The organism is Rhodoferax aquaticus (genome assembly GCF_006974105.1).
GTDB lineage: Bacteria > Pseudomonadota > Gammaproteobacteria > Burkholderiales > Burkholderiaceae_C > Allorhodoferax > Allorhodoferax aquaticus_A.
The window spans coordinates 1,228,286-1,252,517 of sequence record NZ_CP036282.1 but is presented as its reverse complement, the minus strand read 5'-3'; the positions used below and the strand labels follow the sequence as shown (position 1 = coordinate 1,252,517).

The window sequence follows — 24,232 nt, the reverse complement described above, 5'->3', positions numbered from 1 at the left end:
TCGCTTACTGTGGCTATTCAACGGTTTTCTCAACATCACGTCATCCCCAGAAAGCGAAACCCCGGAGCCTTGGCGTAGGGGAATGACTCAGCTGGGGAGTTGAGGTTGGCTAATCTTGCATCTTTGCGTGTATTTGGCAGAAACGTCACACCAGCACGCGTTCTATACCACCCGCGTTGGCGGTTTGCACATACTCGGGCAGCCATTCTTTACCCAGAATCTGGTTGGCCATTTCGACCACGATGTAGTCGGCCTCTAACAAGCCGTTGTTCAGGTCGTTGCCGTAGCGGCTCAGGCCTTGCAAGCAGCTCGGGCAGCTGGTCAATATCTTCACGTTCCCTTCCGCCTTGGGCGACTGCCCCTCGGGCGCAGTCAGGGCACGCAAAGCGGTTTCTCCCTTGCGCAACTCTTCTTCCTTGCGGAAGCGAATTTGGGTGGAAATGTCGGGGCGGGTCACGCCCAGCGTGCCGGACTCGCCGCAGCAGCGGTCATTCTTCAAGACCGCGTCACCCACAAGCGCTTTGACCGTTTTCATCGGGTCTTGCAGCTTCATGGGGCTGTGGCAGGGGTCGTGGTACAGATAACCGGCGCCCGCACCACCCTCCGGAACCAAGGTGATGCCCTTCTCCAGCAGGTACTCGTGGATGTCGATGATGCGGCTGCCGGGGAATATCTTGTCGAACTCGTAGCCCTGCAACTGGTCGTAACAGGTACCGCAGCTCACCACCACCGTCTTGATGTCCAGGTAGTTCAGGGTATTGGCCACACGGTGGAACAGCACCCGGTTGTCGGTGATGATTTTCTCGGCCTTGTCCGCCTGACCGGATCCGCGCTGGGGGTAACCGCAGCACAGATAGCCCGGTGGCAACACGGTTTGCACCCCGGCATGCCAGAGCATGGCCTGCGTGGCCAAGCCCACCTGGCTAAACAGCCGCTCTGAGCCGCAGCCCGGGAAGTAAAACACCGCCTCGGTTTCTGAAGTAGTCGACTTCGGATTACGGATGATGGGCACGTAATCGGAGTCTTCGATGTCCAGCAGCGCGCGCGCAGTTTTCTTGGGCAGGCCTCCGGGCATCTTTTTGTTGATGAAGTGGATCACCTGCTCTTTGATCGGCGCTCGCCCCACCGTTGCCGGCGGTTTGGCAGTTTGTTTCTTGGCCGCCAAACGCAAGACCTGGTTGGCCAAGCGCTGCGCCTTGAAACCGACTCCCACCATGGCCGCGCGCATCAGCTTGATGGTCTCAGGATTGGTAGCGTTCAAGAAGAACATGGCCGCCGCATTGCCGGGGCGGAAGGACTTCTGCCCCATCTTGCGCAACAGGTTGCGCATGTTCATGGTCACGTCACCAAAATCGATCTTCACCGGGCAGGGCGATTCGCACTTGTGGCAGACGGTGCAGTGGTCGGCCACGTCTTCAAACTCTTCCCAGTGCTTCACGCTGATGCCACGGCGGGTTTGCTCCTCATAAAGAAAGGCCTCAACCAGCAACGAAGTTGCCAGAATTTTGTTGCGCGGGCTGTACAGCAGGTTGGCGCGCGGCACGTGGGTGGCGCACACCGGTTTGCACTTGCCGCAGCGCAGGCAGTCTTTCACCGAATCGGCAATCGCGCCAATATCGCTTTGCTGCATGATCAAGGACTCATGCCCCATCAGCCCGAACGAGGGCGTGTAGGCATTGGTCAAGTCCGCGTAGATGGTGGAGCCATCCGCAGTCAAATGCGGTGCGAACCCGCTTCCAGGCTGCGCAGGAAGCTCCTGATTCCGTAGCAATTTGCCTTTGTTGAAGCGGCCTTCGGGATCTACCTTGGCCTTGTAGGCAATGAAGGGCGCCAGCTCGGCTTCGCTCAAAAACTCCAGCTTGGTGATGCCGATGCCGTGCTCGCCGGAGATCACGCCGTCCAAGCTGCGGGCCAGCGCCATGATGCGTTTGACCGCTCCGTGGGCGGACTGCAGCATGTCGTAGTCATCGCTGTTGACGGGGATGTTGGTGTGCACATTGCCGTCGCCGGCATGCATGTGCAGCGCTACCCAGACACGGCCTTTGAGCACACGCTTGTGAATAGCGGTGCACTCAGCCAGGATGGCGTCAAACGCCGCGCCGGTGAAGATGGCTTGCAGCGGTGCACGCAGCTGGGTCTTCCAACTGGCGCGCAGGCTGTGGTCCTGCAGTTGGGGGAACAGGGTTTCCACCCCGTCCAGCCAACCCTGCCACTGGCCGCGCACTTGCGCCACCAGGTCTAGCGCCTGGCCCACACGGTCTTCCAGCAGCTCGGCCGATGGAATGTCGTTGGCGTCATCGGTCTTGCCCAAAGGCAGGTCACTGCGCTCAAAGAAAGCGGTCAGTGCGTCACACAGGGCCAGCTTGTTCTGCAGGCTCAGCTCAATGTTGATGCGCTCAATCCCGTCGGTGTACTCCGCCATGCGGGGCAGCGGAATCACCACGTCTTCGTTGATCTTGAAGGCGTTGGTGTGCTTGCTGATGGCAGCGGTGCGCTTGCGGTCCAGCCAGAATTTCTTACGGGCCTCGGGGCTGATGGCTACAAAGCCTTCGCCGCTGCGGCCGTTGGCCAGGCGCACCACTTCGCTGGTGACGCGGGCCACATCGTCGGCGTTGTCACTAGCGATGTCGCCGAACAACACCATCTTCGGGAAGCCACCGCGCTTGCTCTTGGTGGCATAGCCCACCGCTTTCAGGTAGCGATCGTCCAAGTGCTCCAGGCCGGCCAACAACACGCCGCTGCGCTTTTGCTCGGCGAACATGAAATCTTTGATATCCACAATGCTGGGCACCGCGTCCTTGGCATTGCCAAAGAACTCGAGGCACACCGTGCGGGTGTGCGCAGGCATCTTGTGGACCACCCAGCGCGCGCTGGTGATCAGGCCATCGGTGCCCTCTTTCTGGATGCCGGGCAAGCCGCTCAGGAACTTGTCGGTGACGTCTTTGCCCAGGCCTTCTTTGCGGAAGGTGGTGCCGGGAATGTCCAAGCGCTCTTTGCGGATGGGCGTTTTGCCATCTGCCTTGTAATACTGCAGCTCAAAGCTGGCCACGTCCACGTCATGGATCTTGCCCATGTTGTGGTTGATACGGGTCACTTCCAGCCACTCGGCCTGCGGCGTCACCATGCGCCAGCTGGCGAGGTTGTCCAGGGCCGTGCCCCAGAGCACCGCTTTTTTGCCACCCGCATTCATGGCGATGTTGCCGCCAATACACGAGGCTTCGGCAGAGGTGGGGTCCACCGCAAACACATAGCCGCCGCGCTCTGCGGCATCGGCCACCCGCTGGGTGACCACACCGGCTTCCGACCACACCGTGGCCACGTCGCGGTCCAGACCGGGGAGGCGTTTCATCTCCACCTCGGTCATGGCTTCGAGCTTTTCGGTGTTGATGACCACGCTCTTCCAGGTCAGCGGAATCGCGCCGCCGGTGTAGCCGGTGCCGCCTCCACGGGGAATGATGGTCAGACCCAGCTCAATACAGCCCTTCACCAGACCGGCCATCTCTTCTTCAGAGTCCGGGCACAGCACCACAAAGGGATACTCCACGCGCCAGTCGGTCGCGTCGGTCACATGGCTCACGCGGCTGAGGCCATCAAACTTGACGTTGTCTTTGGCGGTGAGCTTGTAGAGCAGCTTCTGGGTCTTCTTGCGCAGGGTTGCCACTTCCACAAAGGCGGCGTCAAACGCTTTGACGGCTGCGCGGGCCGCCACCAGCAATTGGCCGACCATGGCGTCCCGCTCGGGGTCGGCCTCTGGGGTGCGGCGCTTTTCCACCTCAGAGAGGCGGTGATTCAAAGCATCCACCAACTGGCCGCGGCGCTTGGGGTTGTCCAGCAGGTCGTCCTGCAGGTAGGGGTTGCGTTGCACCACCCACACATCGCCCAGCACTTCGTAGAGCATGCGGGCGGAGCGACCGGTCTGGCGCTCGCCACGCAGCTGGTTCAACAGCTCCCAGCTATGGGATCCGAGCAAACGGATCACGATTTCCCGGTCAGAGAAAGACGTGTAGTTGTACGGAATTTCGCGGATGCGTTCGTGCACAGGGTGCGCAGCGGCTGTTTCAGGCAGAAGGTGATAGAGCGGTGTGGGGGCGTTCATCGATTTCTAAAGTTGCAGCGGAAAAGCCGCTTTCAGGCGCGGTGCGTGCGGGGTTGAGATGGTACCGCAGTGCAGCAAACCCGCCCACGCCTTAGTGGTATGCCCTTAGAACCGGCCAAACCCGTCGCATCCAGGCAAGTCCGCAACTTTTCTGAAACATAATTGACATATAAAACAAATACGATCGCCGATCCATCCCACTCAGGAACACCACATGACCTTCACGCGAACTGCGCTCGCTATTGCGGCCGTCACCGCAGCGGCCTTTGCCCTCCCCGCCCAAGCAGCCACCGAAATCCAATGGTGGCACTCCATGGATGGCGCCTTGAACGACTGGGTCAACGATTTGGCCAAAGACTTCAATGCCTCCCAAAGCGAATACAAAGTGATTCCCACGTACAAAGGCGAGTACGACCAATCGATGGCCGCAGGCATTGCAGCCTACCGTGCCAACAACGCGCCGGACATTTTGCAAGTGTTCGAAGTAGGTACCGCCACCATGATGTACTCCAAGGGCGCAATCAAGCCCGTGGCTGAAGTCATGAAAGAAGGCGGCGTCAAGTTTGACCCCAAGTCCTACATTTCAGCCGTGTCGGGTTACTACACTGCACCTAACGGCCAAATGATGTCCATGCCGTTTAACAGCTCCACCACCGTGTTCTATTACAACAAGGACGCGTTCAAGGCAGCGGGCCTGGACCCTGAAAAAGCGCCTACATCATGGCCCGAAGTGGTCTTGGCAGCTGCCAAACTCAAAACCAACGGCAGTACCTGTCCCTTCACCACCTCGTGGATGACGTGGGCCCAAGTAGAGAGCTTCTCCACATGGCACAACGTCAGCTACGCCAGCAAGTTCAACGGCTTTGGTGGTTTGGATGCACGCTTGGAGTTCAACTCCCCGCTGCACGTCCGCCATTTTGAGAACTTGGCCAATATGTCCAAGCAAGGCTTGTTTGTGTACAAAGGCCGCGCTGGAAAAGCATCCTCTTCCTTTATTTCTGGCGAATGCGCCATGTTTGTAGGTTCTTCTGGCAGCTACGCGACCATCAAGCGTGACGCAAAGTTCCAGTTTGCCGAATCCACTCTGCCCTACTACCCTGATGTGCCCGGCGCTCCGCAAAACACCATCTTGGGTGGCGCCAGCTTGTGGGTGATGAGCGGCAAACCAGCCGCCAACTACAAGGGTGTTGCGCAGTTCTTTAGCTACTTGTCCAGCCCTCAAGTACAAGCCGCCAGCCACCAACGCACCGGCTACTTGCCCATCACCATGGCTGCATTTGAGTTGACTGAAAAATCGGGCTTCTACAAAAAGAACCCTGGAACCGAGGTGCCAGTCAACCAAATGATTCGCAAAACGACGGACAAGTCACGTGGCGTGCGCTTGGGTAACTTTGTTCAAATCCGCGCGATCGTGGACGAAGAAACCGAACAAATTTGGACTGGCAAAAAGACTGCCAAAGAAGCCTTGGACAGCGCGGTCAGCCGTGGAAATGAATTGCTAGCCAAGTTCCAAGCTGCGAACAAGTAAAAAGCCCTCACGGCTCGCTTAACCCTGACAACCCGCCTGTAGCACTACAGGCGGGTTGTGTCATTGAACGGTCCACTATGGAAAAACGCGTATTTTTTCGTTCCAACTGGCTGCCTTGGTTGCTATTGGCTCCCCAGCTCGCCGTCGTAGGAATCTTCTTCTTCTGGCCTGCGGGTCAGGCTTTGGTGCAATCGCTGCAACAGCAAGACGCCTTTGGCACGTCCGTGACTTGGGTAGGTTTGGACAACTTCAAAGCCCTGTGGAATGACGCCACGTACCTCGCGTCATTCCAAACCACGGTCATCTTCTCAGCGCTGGTCACCGTGCTTGGTTTGAGCATCGCTTTGCTGCTCGCGGTGTTTGCGGACCGGGTCGTCAAAGGCGCAACCTTTTACAAGACGATTCTGATACTGCCTTACGCGGTGGCACCCGTGGTGTCAGGCTTGCTCTGGGCATTTATGTTTTCGTCCTCCATCGGCGTGGTCACTTACGCTCTGCACAAAATCGGCTTTGACTGGAACCACCTGCTTAACAGCAACCACGCCATGGCTTTGGTCGTCATGGCCGCCGTATGGAAACAAATTTCCTACAACTTCTTGTTCTTTTTGGCGGGCTTGAACTCGATTCCGAAAGCCCTCATTGAGGCCGCTGCCATTGACGGTGCCCGTCCGTGGCGCCGGTTCTGGACCATCCAATTGCCCCTCTTGGCACCGACCACCTTTTTCTTGTTGGTCATCAACATGGTCTATGCCTTTTTTGACACCTTTGCCATCATTGACGCCACCACACAAGGAGGCCCAGGCAAAGCCACTTCTACGCTGGTCTACCGCGTGTACTTCGATGGATTTAGAGGCATGGACTTTGGCGGCGCTGCCGCACAGTCCGTCGTTTTGATGGTCATTGTGATAGCCCTGACCGTTGTGCAATTCCGTTATGTTGAAAAGAAAGTGCAGTACGCATGAGTGCCTTAACGCTAACTTCTAACCTTGCGGGAGGCCAGCATGGTTGAGCGCCGCACCACCCTTGGCATACTGGCCCATGCCATCATGATTGTTGGCGCGCTCATAGTCGCCTTCCCCATCTATCTTGCTTTTGTGGCATCCACCCACACCCCCCAAGAGATCATGCAGTCACCCATGCCGCTGTGGCCGGGTAGCAATTTTTGGGAGAGTTACCAAACGGCCCTGCGTGGCTCCAGCAGTTCGCTGACCTCTACGCCTGTGGCACGCATGATTTGGGTGAGCTTTGTAATCACCATGATCATCACCATCGGCAAGATCAGTATTTCACTGCTGTCGGCGTTTGCCGTGGTGTACTTTAGGTTCCCTCTGCGCCAGCTATGTTTCTGGGCCATCTTCATCACGCTGATGCTGCCGGTCGAGGTGCGCATCGGTCCCACGTACCAAGTGGTAGCCGACTTAGGGATGATCAACAGTTTTGCTGGATTGTCGGTACCGCTCATCGCCTCAGCCACTGCCACGTTTTTGTTCCGCCAGTTTTTCTTGACGGTGCCTGACGAGCTAGTGGAAGCTGCGCGCGTAGACGGTGCCGGGCCTATGCGCTTTTTCATCGACATCTTGGTGCCACTGTCTGTGACCAGTATTGCGGCCCTGTTCGTGATCCAGTTCATCTACGGCTGGAACCAATACCTATGGCCCTTGATTGCTGCTACCAGCGAAGACATGTACCCCATCGTCGTGGGCATTAAGCAAATGATTGGCACCGGTGAATCCGTCTCTGAATGGAACGTGGTGATGGCCACCGCCGTGCTGGCCATGTTGCCACCTGCATTGATCGTTGTACTCATGCAAAAGTGGTTTGTCAAAGGCCTGGTAGACACCGAAAAGTAAGCCCGCGCCCAGCGCTCATTGGCTGAACTCCTTCAACACAGAACACATTGATTTATGGCTTCCATCGAACTCAAAAACGTTATCAAGCGCTACGGCACCGGCAAGACCGCCAACCAAGTCATCCACGGCGTGAACGCGCAAATCAAAGACGGTGAATTCATCGTCATCGTCGGCCCCAGCGGCTGCGGCAAGTCCACACTCTTGCGCATGGTGGCGGGCTTGGAGGAAATCAGCGACGGCACCATCAGCATTGGCAACCGCGTGGTCAACGACCTAGAACCCTCCGAGCGCGACATCGCCATGGTGTTCCAAAACTACGCGCTGTACCCCCACATGAGCGTGTTCGACAACATGGCCTACGGACTCAAAATCGCGAAAGTGCCTGAAGCCGAAATCAAAACGCGCGTGGACAAGGCTGCGAAAATTTTGGAGCTGGGCGCCTACCTAGACCGCAAGCCCAAGGCCTTGTCTGGCGGCCAACGTCAGCGCGTGGCCATGGGCCGCGCCATCGTGCGCCAGCCCCAGGTGTTCTTGTTCGACGAGCCGTTGTCCAACTTGGACGCCAAGCTGCGCGCCCAAACCCGCCTAGAAATCCAGAAACTGCACCGCGAACTGGGCATCACCAGCCTTTTCGTCACGCACGACCAAGTAGAGGCCATGACGCTGGCCCAGCGCATGATCGTGATGAACGGCGGCGTGATGGAACAATTCGGCACCCCCGAAGAGGTCTACACCCGCCCGGCCACCACCTTTGTGGCCAGCTTTATCGGCTCACCGCCGATGAACCTGCTCAAAAACGCACCCGATGCCAAAGCAGGCGTCATCACCGGCGTGCGCCCAGAGCACTTGGACATCACACCGAACGGCTGGTCGCTGGCCGTGGAAGCCGTTGAAATGCTGGGTGCCGAGCGCTTGATCTATGGCCGCTGGACGCATACCCAAGGCAACGACGGTGAGGTGGTCATCATCCGCACCGAAGAGTCCGCAGCCGTGCCCGCCATTGGCGCCACCTTGCACGTCACCCCCCGCCCCGCCAAAATTCACCACTTTGACGCCAACACCGGGCGTCGCTTGGAGACCGTATGAGCCATTCCCCCGTCTATGACGACCTGCCGACCTGGCCCTACCCCCGCTGGGTAGCCCACCGTGGCGCCGGCAAACTCGCCCCCGAGAACACCTTGGCCGCGTTTCGCTTAGGCGCGAGCCACGGCTACCGCATGTTTGAATGCGACGTCAAGCTCAGCAGCGACGGCGTGCCCTTCCTGTTGCACGACGCCACCCTCACACGCACCACACAAAGCAACCACCCAGAGCAAAAAGAGGCCTCTGCGCCCATAGATACTGCGCAAGCAGCTATAAAAAACGCAGCAAACGAAGCTACAGCCATTGCAGGCAAGCACACTTGGAACGCACTCAGCCAGCTCGATGCAGGCAGCTGGCACAGCCGCGCCTATGCGGGCGAGACCATACCAACGCTAGAAGCCATTGCCACCTACTGCATCCGCAACAGCTACTTTTTGAACATTGAAATCAAGCCCACGCCCGGCACCGAGCGCCACACCGGTGAAGTGGTGGCGCAACACGCCGCCCGCCTGTGGGCAGGCCAAGCCGTGCCCCCTTTGCTAACGTCCTTTGACCCTGAAGCACTGGAAGGCGCACAAGCCACCCAACCCGAGCTGCCACGCGGCTTGCTGCTGGATGAGCTATGGAGCGGCTGGCTAGAAACCGCCTTGCGCTTGGGCTGCCACGCCATTGTGTGCAACCACAAGCTCTGGGACACCAGCACAGTCACCCAAGCGAAGGCGGCCGGTATGCGTACCTTGAGCTACACCGTCAACGACGAACCCTCGGCGCAGCGTTTGATAGACCTGAACACCGACGGCATCATCACCGACCGGGTGGATCTGTTCAGCCCAGTCTGAAGCTTCGCAAGTAGACGCCCACTAAGCCCTAAGCCCTAACAGGCGCGCCACTACAGGCTGCACCGCCTGAGCGAACTGTTGGTGTTGGGGCTCATCCAGGTGCACACCATCCGTCGCACTGGGGGTGATCACCGTGGCCGCATCAAAAAATGCGCAGCCGCGGTCTAGCGCTACGCGCTGGTACCACTGGGCAAAGCCTAGTGACTCCTCTGCCGCACCTCTGAATTTTTCTCGCATGGTGCCGCACGGGTTCACGACCAAAGGCGGCGCCACCAACAACACCTGAGGCGCTTGTGTCATGGGCTCAATGCGGCTGTTTTGGATCACGTCCACCAAGGCATTGGCACCCAGGCTGGACTCGTAGGCCCCCACGTTGTACATGGCTTGCAAATCGTTGGTTCCCAAAAACACAATCACAAGATCCAAGGGTGCGTGCGACTGCAGCAAAGGCAATAAAGCGTCACGGCCTAGGCGGTTGGGGCGAAAAGGGTCATTCCACGCCGTTGTGCGACCGTTCAGGCACTCTTCAATCACCCGCACTTCTGGCCCCAGCAGGCCTTGCAAAATGCCGGGCCAACGCTTTTCAAAGGCATGGCGATTGCGAGAGCCGGGAACAATGCCCCACGACATAGAGTCGCCAAAGCACATCACGTGGTGTTTAAACATGAAGACTCTCGTAAAAAAAACCTACTTACCCGCGCGGACGCCGCCCAACATGAACCATTGGCAACTCGCCATAGCCACCAACATAAAGCCATAGCTAGCCATCTTGGCGTCGCGCCCAAAAAACCAAAACCCCAGCAGCATGGCCAACACACCAACTCCTAAATTCATAGCTACTTGCGCATACAGGGTGGGCGCAGAGGCCACTTTTCGCATCAAAAAAGGCGAGAGCACTACCAGCACTAAAGCTACAAAAGCGGGAGCCGCCGCGAAGTTCACCAGGTGATTGATCAAGTCCAGTGGACCCATAAAACTGCGCTTTTCCCGAGGCGCAAGGCCCCGACGTTGGTAGAAGATGGCGGTGATTTTATAATCGGGGATACCGAACAAATATGGCAGTCTGGGCATTAGGCATTAACCACACCACCGCACCGCTCGACTTGCGGGGCCGGTTCGCGTTCGCCATCGACCAAATCGAACCCACACTGCATGCCCTGCGGGCATCTTTGGCGCGCCAGCCCGAGGCGGCGCTGGTCTCCACCTGCAACCGAACCGAAATCTATTGCGCGGGCGATCAGCCTGAACTTGAGCACACGCTCGACTGGCTGGCCCAATGTGGCGGCGTGTCCCCTGCACTGCTTCGGGCCCACTCCTACACCATGCAAGACGATGTCGCTGCGCGCCACGCCTTCAGGGTGGCCAGCGGCTTGGACTCCATGGTGCTGGGCGAGCCACAAATCTTGGGGCAAATGAAAGACGCCGTGCGCGCTGCCGAAGCCGCAGGTGCCTTGGGCAGCACACTGTCGCAGCTGTTTCAACGCTCCTTCTCTGTAGCCAAAGAGGTGCGCAGCTCCACCGAAATTGGCGCGCACTCCATCAGCATGGCCGCCGCCGCCGTGCGCTTGGCAGGCCAATTGTTTGAAGACTTGGGCAAGGTCAAGGTCTTGTGTGTGGGCGCGGGGGAAATGATTGAGCTATGCGCAACCCACTTCGCCGCTAAAAACCCGCAAGCCATCGCCATTGCCAACCGCAGCTTAGAGCGTGGTGAAAAACTCGCTGGCCGCTTTGGCGCTGAAGTCATGCGCTTGGCCGACCTGCCCGAGCGCTTGCATGAGTTTGATGCGGTCATCAGCTGCACCGCCAGCACCCTGCCCATCATTGGCTTGGGCGCAGTCGAGCGCGCGGTCAAGCGGCGCAAGCACCGCCCCATCTTCATGGTGGATTTGGCGGTGCCCCGTGATATCGAGCCAGAAGTCAAAGCTCTGCAAGACGTGTATCTATACACCGTGGACGATCTCGCTGGCGTAGTGCAAACCGCGCAAGCCAACCGCCAAGCGGCCGTGGCGCAGGCCGAGGCCATTGTGGACGCCGGTGTGCAAAGCTTTATGCACTGGGTGGACCAGCGCGACCCCGTCAATGGCGTGGTCACACTCATCCAACAGGTGCACCAACAAGCTGACCAATGGCGCGCCGCAGAACTCGCACGCGCCCGCAAGCTGCTGGCCAAGGGTGAAGACATAGACACCGTGCTGGAGGCCTTGTCACGCGGCCTCACCCAAAAAATGCTGCATGGCGCCATGGCTGAGTTGCGGGGTGCAGACAGCCAAGCACGTGAGCGTGCCACCGCAGCGGTGCAACACTTTTTCTTGCGCAAATGATGGTGTCCACACCTTCATGGACGGCGCGCAGCCTTCGCACCTTGAAGGGTCTTGCGTTGGCCTGGGGCGGCGCAGCCCTGCGGGCGCGTTAGCTGCGCTGACAGCCACGCCATACCCCCACGCCTCTCGCGCCATCGGCGAGAGGACGGCTTTAGCAGCCACATTTTTCCGTTCTAGGCAGGGCCTCACCGGCTTTGCGTTATCCGTACTCCAGATTGCATTGATATGAAACCGTTTCTCCGCCAACAACTCAGTCGCTACGCCGATCGCCAAGGCGAGCTCGAATTCTTGCTGTCCCGCGAGGACATCATGAAAGACATGGCGCAGTTCCTCAAACTCTCACGCGAACACACCGACGTAGCAGCCGTGGCCACCCGTTGGGCGCGCTTCCAGCAGCGCGAGGCTGACTTGGCCACGGGCCAAGAGATGATGAACGACGCTGCGGGTGACGAAGACATGCTGGCCATGGCGCAAGAAGAGATTGATGGTGCCACCACGGAAATGGCCCAACTCGAAACAGAGCTGCAACGCATGCTGCTGCCCAAAGACCCTGATGACCAGCGCCCTGCGTTTGTGGAAATCCGCGCGGGCACCGGCGGTGACGAGTCCGCCTTGTTTGCGGCCGACCTCGCGCGCATGTACACCCGCTACTGTGATGCGATGGGTTTCAAAACCGAGATCATGAACGCGTCGGAAAGCGAACTGGGTGGCTACAAAGAAGTCGTGCTGCGCATGGAAGGCTCGGTGCAAACCAGCAGCGGCAGCTGCGGTGCCTATGGCATGCTCAAGTTTGAAAGTGGGGGCCACCGCGTGCAGCGCGTGCCGCTGACCGAAACGCAAGGCCGCATCCACACCAGCGCCTGCACGATTGCGGTGTTGGCCGAGCAAGACGAAGTGGAAGCCGCCAAAATCAACCCGTCTGACTTGCGCATCGACACCTACCGCGCGAGCGGCGCAGGTGGTCAGCACATCAACAAGACCGACTCTGCGGTGCGTATCACGCACATTCCCACCGGCATCGTGGCCGAATGCCAAGACGGCCGCAGCCAGCACAGCAACAAGGCCCAGGCCCTGAAAGTGCTGACCGCCCGTATCCACGAGAAGGAACGCTCAGAGCGCGCCGCCAAAGATGCAGCCGAGCGTAAGAGCTTGGTGGGCAGTGGCGACCGCAGCGACCGCATCCGCACTTACAACTTCCCGCAAGGGCGTCTGACGGACCACCGCATCAACCTCACCTTGTACAAGCTTGACCGCGTGATGGAAGGCGATATGGGGGATGTGGTGGATGCGCTGCAGGCTTACGAAGCTGCGCAGCAGTTGGCTGCGTTGGAGAGCAATCTGAACTAAGCGTTTCTTTGGTGGAGCGTTGGGACAGCAGCATGTTTTGCTCCGTGTCCCCCGCCCGCTTTGCGGGCTCCTCCTTTAGCTGCGCAAAACCTACTGCCGCCCCAACTTTTCTAACGTTGCGAATTAACACCATGACCATCGCGCAAGCCTTGCAGCACTGTATTGCCCTCGGGCTGGATCGGCTCGATGCGCAGCTGCTGCTCTTGCACCTGCTGGGCCGCGCACCGCATGACCGCGCGTGGCTGCTCGCCCACGATGCGGATACCTTGCCACCAACGCAATGGGCTACGCTGGAAGCCGCTGCGCTGCGGCGTGTTGCAGGCGAACCCATTGCCTACCTCGTGGGTCACAAAGAGTTCTACGGGCTGAACCTAGAGCTCACTGCCGATGTGCTGGTGCCCCGCCCTGATACCGAGACGCTGGTGGAGTGGGCGCTGGAGCTGCTAGAACCCACGCCCGATGTCCGGGTGGTGGACCTAGGCACCGGCAGTGGTGCGATTGCGCTGGCACTCAAGGCCACCCGGCCCGCATTGCAGGTGGAAGCGGTGGACTTCAGCCACGCTGCTTTGGCCGTAGCGCAGGCCAATGCGAAGCGGCTAAAGCTGGAGGTGGCATTCAGCCAAGGCTCTTGGCTCAGCGGTACACAGGGGCGATTTCAGGTGATCGTGTCCAACCCGCCCTACATCCGCGAAGACGACGAACACATGCCCGCACTGCGATTTGAACCCCGGCAGGCACTGACCGCCGGCGCCGACGGGCTGGACGATATCAGAGCCATCATCCAGCAGGCTCCAGATCGCCTACTTGCTGGAGGCTGGCTGCTGCTGGAGCACGGGTATGACCAAGCGGCTGATGTGCGCGGCCTCTTGGCTGCTGCGGGCTTCTGCGACGTGCAGAGCCGCCGCGACCTCGCAGGCATAGAGCGCTGCAGCGGCGGCAGGTGGCCGGCACTAATTTCCTAGTAAATAAGCCGCTAGCGCACACGAGTATTGCGCACGCAGCTCCTGAATTCATAGCAACAAGAAAGTACACATGTCCTCTACGCCCGCCTGCCCGCAATGCACGTTGGAAAACACTTACCCCGACGGCGACAACTTTGTGTGCGCCGACTGCGGTTTTGAATGGCCTCAAGCGGCGGCCGCAGCGGAAGATGAAGACAGCGCGGTGGTCAAGGACTCCAATGGCCAGGTGCTGCAGGATGGGGATGCGGTCGTGCTGATCAAAGACCTGAAAGTCAAAGGCAGCTCCACCGTGCTCAAACAGGGCACCAAGGTGAAAAGCATCCGTCTGGTGGGCGGCGACCACGAGGTGGATTGCAAGATGGACGGCGGCAGCTTCATGCTCAAGGCCTGCTACTTGAAGAAGGCTTGAAAAGCAAAAAAATGCTGCACGCCTTTGTAAAGCGCTTGCATGGCGAAAAGAAAGCACCCCACACACCGGCTTAAACGGCTTGCACTCGGCCATTCGTGCAAGAAGCAAGTGCGTCATCCCAGTCAGTAACACCGGGTGAGAGGGTTTGTACCGCCGCACTGCATGGTGGGCATCGCAGGCCGCCGCTGAGCCAAAGACAAGGCTATCCAAACCTGCACTACCCCGCTAAACTGCTTTCAGAATTGCGCGCATAGTGACTTGCTGCCCCTCAACAGTTGCTAGTAGGGGATCTGCGCAAGCGCATCACGGTCTTCAAAAGGGCAAGGTCAAGCATGCAAAAAGCATATCGTGCGTGGAGCTCTGTCAGCAACCGGGTCACTTTGTTGACCTTGCTGGTGTTTTTGGCAAGTGTGTGGAGCTTGGCTCTGGTGAGCGGCAGCGTTTTGCGCCAAGACTTGGAGCGCGAGCTGGGGCAGCGCCAACTGACCGTGGCCGGCTTCGTGGCTCAACAGGTCGACCAAGAGATCGGTGAGCGCTTGGCTGCGCTGGAGCTGGTGGCCGAGGGCATCACACCTGCAGCTATGGCCAAGCCAGCGGCTCTACAGACGTATTTGGAACAGCAGGTGTTATTCCAATCCATGTTCAATGGTGGGACATTTGCAACCAACACAGAGGCGACAGCTCTAGCGTCTGTGCCTCTAGACGCCAAGCGCGCGGGTGTTAGCTATGCAGACCGCCCCTTCGTCATGGCTGCTATCAACGAAGGGAAGTCGTCCGTCGGCGAGCCGGTCATTGGCAAGCAACTCAAGGCACCCGTCATCGTTATGGCGGTACCCGTACGCAGCGCCAGCGGCAACATCATGGGCGCGCTCATGGGCGTGGTCAATCTGGGAAAGCCTAGCTTTTTAGACAAGATCACGCAGAACCATTACGGCGAAGGCGGAGGTTTTTTGTTGGTGGACCCAAAGCACCGCATCATTGTGACCGCGACCAATAAGCAGTTGGTGATGCGTCCTTTGGGCACAGACCCACTGATTGACCGTTTTGTAGGCGGACACGAAGGTTTTGGAACCATGGTCAATCAACTGGGCACACCAGTTTTGACTGCTGCCAAGCGTATTCCTTCTGCACAGTGGTATTTGGCCGTCAACTTACCGATAGCCGAAGCATTTGCACCCATAGACAACTTGCAACGGCGAGTCTTATGGCTGGCCTTGCTGCTGAGTGGTTTGGCAAGTGCATGCACATGGTGGGTGCTGAGACGCCAACTGGCGCCGCTGGTGCGCGCCTCCGCCCAACTTGCAAGCCAAAGTACACACGGCTTGGCGGTACAGCCTTTTCAGATTGTGCGGCCCGATGAAATTGGCCAATTGCTGACCGGCTTCAATGCGCTCTTGGACCGGCTGGCTGACCGAGAGCGTGCGCTCAACACAGGCAAGCAAGAACTTGCGCTCGAAACAGAGCAAAGTCGCCAGTTGGCCGCCGCCCGACAAGAACTGGCCGAACGCCTTAACTTGGCGACCGAAGCCTGCGGTATCGGCATCTGGGAGCACCATCTACAGACCAAGGTCACGGTGTGGGACGCACAGGTGTTTCACCTGTTCACCGGCGAGCCACCCGACGGGCGAGACGCGCATGCCACTTGGCTGAGCAGCATGCACCCCGACGACTACGCCATGGCTGAAGCCGCCACTGTGCACGCCATAGCGGGCCCCAAGGTGTTTGATGTTGAGTACCGCGTCATTTGGAAAGATGGCAGCATCCACTATTTGCATGCCCGGGCCGTGGTGCAAGTGGACGCCAATGGCTCACCGTGGCGCATCGTTGGGGCGAACTGGGATATCACCCCCGCAAAACTTTTTGAAGCTGAGCTGGAACGCAGCAGCCAGCGTTTGCGCGGTGCCATCGACGCCATTGACGAGGCGTTTGTCATTTACAGCCCCGACGACCGCTTGGTGTTTTGCAACGAGAAGTACCGCACCCTGTATTCCAGCCCTGGTTTTGAGGTGCAGCCAGGCATGCCGTTTGAAGAAGTCTTGCGCCACGGCGCCCAGGTCGGGCAATACAACTTTGCAGGCACCTCCATGGAGGAATGGATTGACCGCCGATTGACGGCCCACCGCTCAAGTGGGCACGCATTGGTGCAACGCCATACCGATGGCAGAAGCTTCAGGGTAGTAGAGCGCAAGCTGCCTGACGGGCATACGGCTGGCTTTCGCATCGACATCACTGAACTGCTGCAAGCCACCGAGGCAGCGCAGTCGGCATCCCAATCGAAGAGCCAGTTTTTGGCCAATATGAGCCACGAAATTCGCACCCCCATGAACGCCATCTTGGGCATGCTGGCGCTGTTACATGCCACCGACTTAGATGGCCGTCAGCTGGACTATGCAAGCAAAGCAGAAGGGGCTGCAAAGTCGCTGCTAGGGCTGCTCAATGACATCTTGGATTTTTCCAAGATCGAAGCGGGCAAGCTTGAACTGGACCCGCAGCCCTTTGAGGTTGAAAAACTTTTGCGCGACCTGGCGGTCATCTACTCCGCAAACATAGGAGACAAACCCATCGAGGTTTTGTTTGACGTGGATCCGCAGCTACCGCCGTGTTTGGTGGGAGACGCGTTACGGCTGCAGCAGATACTGATCAACTTGGGGGGCAACGCCATCAAGTTCACGGCGCAAGGGCAAGTGGTGATCCGGCTGCGCGTGGCTCAACTGGACACCACCCACGCCACGCTGAATTGGGCGGTGGAAGACAGTGGGATTGGCATTGCACCCGAACATCAAGCCCACATTTTTAGCGACTTCTCCCAGGCGGAGGCATCGACCACCCGACGTTTTGGTGGCACAGGCCTTGGCTTGTCGATCTGCAAACGTTTGGTGCGCATGATGCACGGTGAGCTTGCGCTGCAAAGCAGCGCAGGGCGGGGCAGCTTGTTTTCTTTTGAAATCAGGTTGCCAATTGCGCCTGCCATCGCCCCGGCCACATCTGCGACAGAGGTGCAAGCAGCCCGACTGGCTAACCCAGCTCAAATGCCTAGCACTGCACTGGTGGTAGATGACAACCCCGAAGCGCAGACCATACTGGCAGCGATGGCGGCCAGTTTGGGATGCCAAGTCGATGTGGCGGCCAGCGGCCAAGCGGCACTGCAGTTGGCACAGGCGCGCAAGCAGCAAGGGCTAGCTCGCCATGACTTACTGCTTGTGGATTGGGAAATGCCGACGATGGACGGGTGGGAGACACTTAAGCACCTCTTGCACGATCCCAACCACGCTACCCATGGCGCTGCCACGCGCTGCACCGTCATCATGGTGAGCGCCCATCGGCGAGACCGCTTGGCCCAACGCAGTGCCGCAGAGCAAGCCATGCTGCATGCATTCTTGGTGAAGCCCATCACCACCGCCATGCTGCGCGACACGGTCTTAGCAGCACAAACGGGACGCGTGGCGATTCGGCAAACACCACGCGCAGCGCGCCCAGGAGGCACACGCCTTGCGGGCATGCGCATACTTCTGGTGGAAGACAATGTGATCAACCAACAAGTGGCTCAAGAACTGCTGGCCACCCAAGGTGCTCACGTACAAGTTGCCTCAGACGGTCAGCAAGGGGTAGACGCAGTCAAGCATGCAAGCGCACCTTTTGACGCAGTGCTGATGGATTTGCAAATGCCCGTCATGGATGGCTTTGAGGCCACCCGAGTGATACGGCAACTTCCCGGGTATGCAGCTTTGCCTATCATTGCTATGACCGCTAACGCAATGCATTCTGACCGCGACGCCTGTTTAGCTGCCGGCATGAATGCTCACCTTGGCAAGCCCTTTGATCTGCCTCAACTGGTGCAACTGCTGCTGGAGCACACCCACCCGCCAGGCGCTGCACTTGCACAGCCAGAGCTGCCCGCAAAGCAGCCTCCTAGCACCCCTGCGGGCGCGAACCTCGACATCGACCAAGCCTTGGCACGTATGGCAGGACTCAAAGACCTCTATGCAGACACCGTCTGCAGTTACTTGAAAGAATTGCATCGATTGCCCGCTTTAGTCGAGGCGCACTTAGCCGCAGACGATTGGTTTTCGCTCACCCGGGTTTTGCATACCCACAAGGGTTTGTCCGCCACAGTGGGCGCCATGGGCATGATGGCACTGGCCAAAACCGCCGAGCAACGAGCGAAAGCAGCAGCCCAACCAGAAAGCACACACGAAGACAAAGCCCAAGCGACGCACGCCTTACGCGCGAGCGTCTCCGAGATGCAAGCATGCATTGCGGACACCTCGCAGGCATTGCAAGACGTGCTGCGTAGCTGGAGTTTGGATGCCGAAACAAAGGTGGCAGCAGACACCATAGCGCCACAACTGCTTGAAGCCTTGCAGCAACTGCACGGTCAGCTCATGCAGGATGACATGCAGGCCATGGAAACCCATGCGCATTTGATGACGCTGACCCATGGCCAGGGTACAACTCGATTCGCGAAACTCGACGCAGCGATGGCGGACCTGGACTTTCCAAGGGCCTTGCTCGCCTGCCAAGACCTCGAAGCGCAGCTGCAAAGCGAGCGAACCTAGCCGGCCCGCTGCCTCCTGCTTACCACGCATTTAGGCCGCAACAGGCTCTGCCGCATCCACGTCCACCAGGCCCAGGCGGTTCACACCGCTGATCAGGGCCTTGACCGAGGCGGTCACGATGTTGGTGTCCATGCCCACACCGAAGCGCTCGCCGCCCTTGCCGGTGTCGCCGTGGGTGGCGACCAGCTCCAGGAAGGCGCAGGCTTGGGCATCACCGGCATCCGTGCTGGCTTTGGTGCTGCGCTCCTCATAGCTGCGCACCTGCACCTTCACGCCAATCGTCTGCAGGGCATGCACGGCCGCGTCGATGGGGCCATTGCCTTCACCACTTAAGAGCATGGGCTGACCGTCCACCTCCACGCCGATGCGGATGCCCTGCACATGGGCTTTTCCGGTCTGGCCGGGGTGGTCAAACAGGTGGTGCTCCACATAACGCACTTTGGCATCAGCGGCGTTCAGGTAGGTGGCGTCAAACAGGTTCCAAATGTCTTGCGCGCTCATTTCGCCGCCATGGCTGTCGGTGTAGTTTTGCACTTCGCCCGAAAACTCCACCTGCAGGCGACGCGGCATGACCACACCAAACTCGGCTTCCATCAAATAGGCCACGCCGCCCTTGCCGGACTGGCTGTTCACGCGGATCACCGAGTCGTAGCTGCGGCCCACGTCGGCAGGGTCTATGGGCATGTAAGGCACATTCCACATCGCATCCGGGCCGGCCGCCTTTTGGGCAGCAAAGCCTTTCTTGATGGCATCCTGGTGGGAGCCACTGAACGCGGTGAACACCAGGTCACCCACATACGGGTGGCGTGGGTGGATGGGCAACTGGTTGCAATGCTCGACGGTGCGGGCAATCGCATTGATGTCAGAGAAATCGAGGCCAGGGCTCACGCCCTGGGTGTACAGATTGAGGGCGAGGGTGACGAGGTCTACGTTGCCCGTGCGTTCACCATTGCCGAACAGGCAGCCTTCGACCCGGTCGGCACCCGCCATGAGCCCCAACTCAGCCGCCGCCACGCCAGTGCCCCGGTCGTTGTGCGGGTGCAGGCTCACAATGACGCTGTCGCGGCGGGCCAAGTGGGTGTGCATCCACTCGATCTGGTCGGCATAGATGTTGGGGGTGGACACCTCCACGGTGGCGGGCAAGTTAAGGATCACCTTGTTGGAGGGTGTCGCGCCCCACTCGGCCGTGACGGCGTCACACACTTCGCAGGCAAATTCGAGCTCGGTGCTGGTGAACACCTCGGGGCTGTACTGCAGCACCCATTCGGTCTCGGGCATGGTGGCGGTGATTTCTTTGATCAGGCGCACCGAAGACACAGCCAACTCTTTGACTTCAGGCTTGCTCATGCCGAACACCACCTCGCGGAACACGGGAGCCGTGGCGTTGTAGACGTGCACGATGGCGCGGCGCGCGCCCTTGAGCGACTCGATGGTGCGGCGGATCAAGGGCTCGCGGGACTGGGTGAGCACTTCGATGGTCACGTCCTCGGGCACATGGCCGCCGACGATCAACTCACGCACAAAGTCAAAGTCGGTTTGCGAGGCGCTGGGGAAGCCGACCTCGATTTCCTTGAAGCCGACCTGCAGCAGCGTGCGGAACATACGCAACTTGCGCTCCGCATTCATGGGCTCGAACAGGGATTGGTTGCCATCCCGCAGGTCCGTGCTCATCCAGATGGGCGGCTGGGTGATGGAGCGCGTGGGCCATTGGCGGTTGGGCAAATCAATGGCGGGGAAGGCGCGGTATTTGGTAGCGGGATTGGACAACACGGGAATCTCCTCAATTGAGCACACTTTTGCTCGTGGAGATATCGTAAGTCCAAGGCTCGGCAATCGGATTGCGCATTAGCCAATAAATAGCAAATTATTGGCAGATAATTGCTTATTTCTATAAAAATTGGCAACTTAAAAAGTCTAGCAACCCCAAAGTGCCTTGATTTCCTGCTTCGACAGGCACACCATCGCGCACTAAACCCGATGCAAAGCCAAGGTTGGCGTATGGCAGAGTCGCATGCAGTTCGGGATAGTGAAATAATCCGAGGACAGCAAGGCTTGCGCTGCGCTCACTATTTTTAGACCTTTAGGAAATCCACCATGAGTGACACCCAACAACGCATCGACGAACTCGTCAAGTCCAATGAAATTTTGCTGTTCATGAAGGGCACTGCCAGCTTTCCACAGTGCGGCTTTTCTGGCCGTGCGGTACAAATCTTGAAGGCGTGCGGCGTGGAGCCTAAGTCCATCAAGACTGTGAACGTGCTGGAAGACGCAGAAATTCGCGCTGGCATCAAAGACTACAGCAGCTGGCCGACCATTCCCCAGCTCTACATCAAGGGCGAGTTCATTGGTGGCTCCGACATCATGATGGAAATGTACGAAAGCGGCGAGTTGCAAAAAGTATTGGCCTGATCGTCTTCTCTGCACCCGGTTTTCCCGGGTGCACACCCCTCAAGCTTGCGCTCTCACCCTAGGGTTTTCGCATGAGCGTGCAGCGACAAGAAGTGTATACACTTTAACTTTTGTCGCTATCATCACGCAATGGACTCCACCACTACCAGTGTCATTGTCGAAGCGCTGACCCGCGCTATTGTTGAACACCGTTTGCACGCCGGTGAAAAACTGTCGGAGCAGAAGCTGGCCGACCAATTTGGGGTGTCCCGCACCTTGGTGCGACAAGCCTTGTTCCAGTTGTCACAGCACCGGCTCATCCGCATGGAGCCTGCGCGCGGCGCATTTGTTGCGTCCCCCTCTGCAGAAGAAGCCAAACAAGTGTTCACGGTGCGCCGCATGCTGGAGGCAGGCATGACACGTAGCTTCATAGCGACCGCGACGCCCGCCCACATCAAGGCTTTGAAAGAGCACGTTGCCCAAGAAGAAATCGCCGTGCGCCGAGGGGACGTGCCTGGGCGCACCACACTTTTAGGCGACTTTCATGTGCGCATGGCGCAACTCATGGGCAACGAGGTGCTGGCGCAAATGCTCAACGACTTGATTTCACGCTGCGCGCTGATCACGCTGATGTACCAGTCTTCCAGCTCTGCTGCGCACTCCCACGAAGAACACATGGACATCGTCAAAGCGCTGGAGGCCAAGGACGAAGCCTTGGCGCTAAGCCTCATGGATGCGCACTTAAGCCATGTGGAAGCCGACCTCACACTCAAACCCTGAACCACTATGAGCACCTACGACAGCACCCTGCCCTACCCACGTGACCTCATTGGCTATGGCAAGAAGCCTCCGCATGCCCAATGGCCGGGCCAAGCCCGTGTGGCAGTGCAATTCGTACTGAACTACGAGGAAGGCGGCGAGAACAGCGTGCTGCACGGCGACGCGGGGTCTGAACAATTCTTGTCAGAGATGTTCAACCCTGCCAGCTACCCTGAGCGCCATATCAGCATGGAAGGCATTTACGAATACGGCTCACGCGCAGGCGTGTGGCGCATCTTGCGCGAGTTTGAAAAGCGCCAACTCCCCCTCACTGTCTTTGGTGTGGGCATGGCCTTAGAGCGCCACCCAGAACTCACTGCCGCTTTTAAAGAACTCGGCCATGAAATTGCCTGCCACGGCTGGCGCTGGATCCACTACCAAAACATGGACGAAGCGCAAGAGCGCGAGCACATGCAAAAAGGCATGGACATCATCCAGCGCATGACCGGTGAACGTGCACTAGGCTGGTACACCGGGCGCGACAGCCCACGCACTCGCCGCTTGGTGGCTGACTTTGGGGGTTTTGAGTACGACAGCGACTACTACGGCGACGATTTGCCGTTTTGGATGAAGGTCCAAAAAACCGATGGCAATGTGGTGCCCCAACTCATCGTGCCCTATACCTTGGACTGCAACGACATGCGCTTTGCCTTGCCCCAGGGCTACTCGCATGCGGACCCGTTTTACCAATACATCAAAGACACCTTTGATGTGCTGTATGCGGAAGGCGCAGAGCAACCGGCCATGATGAGCATTGGCATGCACTGCCGCCTGTTAGGCCGCCCTGGACGTATCACCGCGCTGCAGCGCTTTTTGGACCATATCGCGCAGCACGACAAGGTGTGGGTCTGCCGCCGGGTCGACATCGCGCGACACTGGAAAGCCACCCACCCATTCCAAGGGTAAAACCTCAGACCACCGCTGTGTGCATGGCCCAACAATGGGCACTCTTCTTGCTTTGAGGTGAATAGTTGTTCACCTTGCCTATTTGGAGTCCGCATGCACAAACGTCACCTTCTCAAAAGCGCCATCACGGGCTTGTTTGCCCTCACGCTCGGCAGCGCATTTGCGCAAAATACGCCCATCAAGTTTCAGCTCGATTGGCGATTTGAAGGCCCTGCCGCTTTCTTTTTGACTCCCTTAGCCAAGGGCTACTTCAAAGACGCCAAGCTGGATGTCACGGTAGATGCTGGCAACGGATCGGGTGGCACGGTCACGCGGGTAGCGTCTGGCACCTACGACATGGGTTTTGCCGATATGGGCTCGCTCATGGAATTCCATGCCAACAACCCGGACGCACCCAACAAACCGGTCGCCATCATGATGGTCTACAACAGCACCCCCGCCTCGGTGATGGTGCTGAAAAAATCAGGCATCAAAACGATTGCGGACCTCAGTGGCAAAAAGTTCGGCGCGCCCGTATTTGATGCGGGCCGCCGCGCATTCCCCATCTTCGCCAAGGCCAACAACATCAGCAACGTGCAGTGGACCGCTATGGATCCCCCTTTGCGAGAAACCATGTTGGCGCGTGGAGATGTGGAAGCCATCACCGGTTTTACGTTCACATCGCTGCTGAACCTCGAGGCGCGCGGCGTCAAAGCGGATGAGGTGCTGCTGTTTCCCTACGCGGACAACGGCGTCAAGCTCTACGGCAACGTGATCATCGCGACCCCCAAACTTTTGAAGGAAAACCCAGCAGCCGTTAAAGCCTTTCTGCAGGCTTTTGCCAAAGGCATGAAGGAAGTACTGGCCAAGCCAGACGCTACGATTGAGTTCGTGCGCCAACGTGACGGCATTATCAATGTGGATTTAGAGACCCGCCGTCTCAAACTCGCCATTGACACCGCAGTCAACACGGCAGACGCCCGCACGGAAGGTTTTGGGCAAATTCGGCCACCGCGCATGTCGCTCATGGCAAGCCAAGTGTCTGATGCATTCAACACCAAAACCCGGGTGAACCCAGACACGGTGTGGAACGGCAGCTTTTTGCCCACAACGGCCGAACTCAACATTTTGCCCAACAAGAAGTAAGAC

At 58.6% G+C, this 24,232-nt stretch carries 18 protein-coding genes; 14 read left to right on the top strand and 4 right to left on the bottom strand.

What is annotated here, in order from left to right:
- Positions 1 to 145 precede the first annotated feature (145 nt).
- Positions 146 to 4,096, bottom strand: coding sequence for a DUF3683 domain-containing protein (locus tag EXZ61_RS05865; RefSeq protein WP_142809923.1), 3,951 nt, complete (start codon positions 4,094 to 4,096; stop codon positions 146 to 148).
- A 214-nt stretch (positions 4,097 to 4,310) separates the two neighbouring features.
- On the opposite strand from EXZ61_RS05865, the gene ugpB reads away from it, so the two are divergent.
- From ugpB to EXZ61_RS05840, 5 genes are all read left to right on the top strand, one after another.
- Positions 4,311 to 5,624, top strand: a complete 1,314-nt coding sequence (gene ugpB / locus EXZ61_RS05860; protein ID WP_142809921.1) for a sn-glycerol-3-phosphate ABC transporter substrate-binding protein UgpB — start codon at positions 4,311 to 4,313, stop codon at positions 5,622 to 5,624.
- 77 nt (positions 5,625 to 5,701) lie between these two features.
- Positions 5,702 to 6,586, top strand: coding sequence for a sn-glycerol-3-phosphate ABC transporter permease UgpA (ugpA, locus tag EXZ61_RS05855; protein ID WP_142809919.1), 885 nt, complete (start codon positions 5,702 to 5,704; stop codon positions 6,584 to 6,586).
- Between the two features lie 39 nt (positions 6,587 to 6,625).
- Positions 6,626 to 7,474 (top strand): sn-glycerol-3-phosphate ABC transporter permease UgpE, encoded by an 849-nt coding sequence (gene ugpE, locus EXZ61_RS05850; protein ID WP_142809917.1) that lies wholly within the window; start codon positions 6,626 to 6,628, stop codon positions 7,472 to 7,474.
- 54 nt (positions 7,475 to 7,528) lie between these two features.
- Complete coding sequence (locus EXZ61_RS05845) at positions 7,529 to 8,560, top strand: sn-glycerol-3-phosphate import ATP-binding protein UgpC (RefSeq protein WP_142809915.1); 1,032 nt, start codon at positions 7,529 to 7,531, stop codon at positions 8,558 to 8,560.
- Positions 8,557 to 9,396, top strand: a complete 840-nt coding sequence (locus EXZ61_RS05840; protein ID WP_142809913.1) for a glycerophosphoryl diester phosphodiesterase — start codon at positions 8,557 to 8,559, stop codon at positions 9,394 to 9,396. The genes EXZ61_RS05845 and EXZ61_RS05840 overlap by 4 nt, the downstream gene beginning before the upstream one ends.
- A 21-nt stretch (positions 9,397 to 9,417) precedes the next feature.
- On the opposite strand, the gene EXZ61_RS05835 is transcribed toward EXZ61_RS05840, so the two are convergent.
- Positions 9,418 to 10,062, bottom strand: coding sequence for an SGNH/GDSL hydrolase family protein (locus EXZ61_RS05835; RefSeq protein WP_142809911.1), 645 nt, complete (start codon positions 10,060 to 10,062; stop codon positions 9,418 to 9,420).
- Between the two features lie 21 nt (positions 10,063 to 10,083).
- The gene (locus EXZ61_RS05830) at positions 10,084 to 10,368 is read right to left on the bottom strand and encodes a hypothetical protein (RefSeq protein ID WP_142809909.1); all 285 of its coding nucleotides are present in this window, start codon (positions 10,366 to 10,368) and stop codon (positions 10,084 to 10,086) included.
- Between the two features lie 83 nt (positions 10,369 to 10,451).
- On the opposite strand from EXZ61_RS05830, the gene hemA reads away from it, so the two are divergent.
- The 5 genes from hemA to EXZ61_RS05805 all read left to right on the top strand — a co-directional run bounded on the left by hemA (position 10,452) and on the right by EXZ61_RS05805 (position 18,991).
- The gene (gene hemA / locus EXZ61_RS05825; RefSeq protein WP_142809907.1) at positions 10,452 to 11,717 is read left to right on the top strand and encodes a glutamyl-tRNA reductase; all 1,266 of its coding nucleotides are present in this window, start codon (positions 10,452 to 10,454) and stop codon (positions 11,715 to 11,717) included.
- A gap of 225 nt (positions 11,718 to 11,942) precedes the next feature.
- Positions 11,943 to 13,064, top strand: a complete 1,122-nt coding sequence (gene prfA, locus EXZ61_RS05820) for a peptide chain release factor 1 (protein ID WP_142809905.1) — start codon at positions 11,943 to 11,945, stop codon at positions 13,062 to 13,064.
- 131 nt (positions 13,065 to 13,195) lie between these two features.
- Positions 13,196 to 14,026, top strand: a complete 831-nt coding sequence (gene prmC / locus EXZ61_RS05815) for a peptide chain release factor N(5)-glutamine methyltransferase (RefSeq protein WP_142809903.1) — start codon at positions 13,196 to 13,198, stop codon at positions 14,024 to 14,026.
- A gap of 70 nt (positions 14,027 to 14,096) precedes the next feature.
- Positions 14,097 to 14,435 carry a zinc ribbon domain-containing protein YjdM gene (locus tag EXZ61_RS05810; protein ID WP_142809901.1) on the top strand — a complete coding sequence of 113 codons (339 nt, stop codon included), beginning with the start codon at positions 14,097 to 14,099 and terminating at the stop codon, positions 14,433 to 14,435.
- Between the two features lie 332 nt (positions 14,436 to 14,767).
- The gene (locus EXZ61_RS05805; RefSeq protein WP_142809899.1) at positions 14,768 to 18,991 is read left to right on the top strand and encodes a response regulator; all 4,224 of its coding nucleotides are present in this window, start codon (positions 14,768 to 14,770) and stop codon (positions 18,989 to 18,991) included.
- 30 nt (positions 18,992 to 19,021) lie between these two features.
- Here the strand turns inward: EXZ61_RS05805 and leuA are convergent, their stop codons facing one another.
- Positions 19,022 to 20,761 (bottom strand): 2-isopropylmalate synthase, encoded by a 1,740-nt coding sequence (gene leuA / locus EXZ61_RS05800; RefSeq protein ID WP_142809897.1) that lies wholly within the window; start codon positions 20,759 to 20,761, stop codon positions 19,022 to 19,024.
- 324 nt (positions 20,762 to 21,085) lie between these two features.
- Between leuA and grxD the strand changes: the two genes are divergently transcribed.
- The 4 genes from grxD (at position 21,086) to EXZ61_RS05780 (ending at position 24,229) form a co-directional block, all read left to right on the top strand.
- A complete protein-coding gene (gene grxD, locus EXZ61_RS05795) occupies positions 21,086 to 21,400 on the top strand; it encodes a Grx4 family monothiol glutaredoxin (protein ID WP_142809895.1) in 315 nt (104 codons plus the stop codon).
- Between the two features lie 129 nt (positions 21,401 to 21,529).
- Positions 21,530 to 22,159, top strand: a complete 630-nt coding sequence (locus tag EXZ61_RS05790) for a GntR family transcriptional regulator (protein ID WP_142809893.1) — start codon at positions 21,530 to 21,532, stop codon at positions 22,157 to 22,159.
- Between the two features lie 6 nt (positions 22,160 to 22,165).
- Complete coding sequence (gene puuE / locus EXZ61_RS05785) at positions 22,166 to 23,104, top strand: allantoinase PuuE (protein ID WP_142809891.1); 939 nt, start codon at positions 22,166 to 22,168, stop codon at positions 23,102 to 23,104.
- Positions 23,105 to 23,197: 93 nt separating this feature from the next.
- Entirely contained in the window at positions 23,198 to 24,229 is a 1,032-nt protein-coding gene (locus tag EXZ61_RS05780; protein WP_142809890.1) for an ABC transporter substrate-binding protein, read from the top strand.
- Positions 24,230 to 24,232 lie beyond the last annotated feature (3 nt).

What these genes read in the sequence shown, in the direction of transcription:
- EXZ61_RS05865 (WP_142809923.1), bottom strand. Translation starts at nt 4,096, where the DNA reads ATGAACGCCCCCACACCGCTCTATCACCTTCTGCCTGAAACAGCCGCT.
- ugpB (WP_142809921.1), top strand. Translation starts at nt 4,311, where the DNA reads ATGACCTTCACGCGAACTGCGCTCGCTATTGCGGCCGTCACCGCAGCG.
- ugpA (WP_142809919.1), top strand. Translation starts at nt 5,702, where the DNA reads ATGGAAAAACGCGTATTTTTTCGTTCCAACTGGCTGCCTTGGTTGCTA.
- ugpE (WP_142809917.1), top strand. Translation starts at nt 6,626, where the DNA reads ATGGTTGAGCGCCGCACCACCCTTGGCATACTGGCCCATGCCATCATG.
- EXZ61_RS05845 (WP_142809915.1), top strand. Translation starts at nt 7,529, where the DNA reads ATGGCTTCCATCGAACTCAAAAACGTTATCAAGCGCTACGGCACCGGC.
- EXZ61_RS05840 (WP_142809913.1), top strand. Translation starts at nt 8,557, where the DNA reads ATGAGCCATTCCCCCGTCTATGACGACCTGCCGACCTGGCCCTACCCC.
- EXZ61_RS05835 (WP_142809911.1), bottom strand. Translation starts at nt 10,062, where the DNA reads ATGTTTAAACACCACGTGATGTGCTTTGGCGACTCTATGTCGTGGGGC.
- EXZ61_RS05830 (WP_142809909.1), bottom strand. Translation starts at nt 10,368, where the DNA reads ATGGGTCCACTGGACTTGATCAATCACCTGGTGAACTTCGCGGCGGCT.
- hemA (WP_142809907.1), top strand. Translation starts at nt 10,452, where the DNA reads ATGGCAGTCTGGGCATTAGGCATTAACCACACCACCGCACCGCTCGAC.
- prfA (WP_142809905.1), top strand. Translation starts at nt 11,943, where the DNA reads ATGAAACCGTTTCTCCGCCAACAACTCAGTCGCTACGCCGATCGCCAA.
- prmC (WP_142809903.1), top strand. Translation starts at nt 13,196, where the DNA reads ATGACCATCGCGCAAGCCTTGCAGCACTGTATTGCCCTCGGGCTGGAT.
- EXZ61_RS05810 (WP_142809901.1), top strand. Translation starts at nt 14,097, where the DNA reads ATGTCCTCTACGCCCGCCTGCCCGCAATGCACGTTGGAAAACACTTAC.
- EXZ61_RS05805 (WP_142809899.1), top strand. Translation starts at nt 14,768, where the DNA reads ATGCAAAAAGCATATCGTGCGTGGAGCTCTGTCAGCAACCGGGTCACT.
- grxD (WP_142809895.1), top strand. Translation starts at nt 21,086, where the DNA reads ATGAGTGACACCCAACAACGCATCGACGAACTCGTCAAGTCCAATGAA.
- EXZ61_RS05790 (WP_142809893.1), top strand. Translation starts at nt 21,530, where the DNA reads ATGGACTCCACCACTACCAGTGTCATTGTCGAAGCGCTGACCCGCGCT.
- puuE (WP_142809891.1), top strand. Translation starts at nt 22,166, where the DNA reads ATGAGCACCTACGACAGCACCCTGCCCTACCCACGTGACCTCATTGGC.
- EXZ61_RS05780 (WP_142809890.1), top strand. Translation starts at nt 23,198, where the DNA reads ATGCACAAACGTCACCTTCTCAAAAGCGCCATCACGGGCTTGTTTGCC.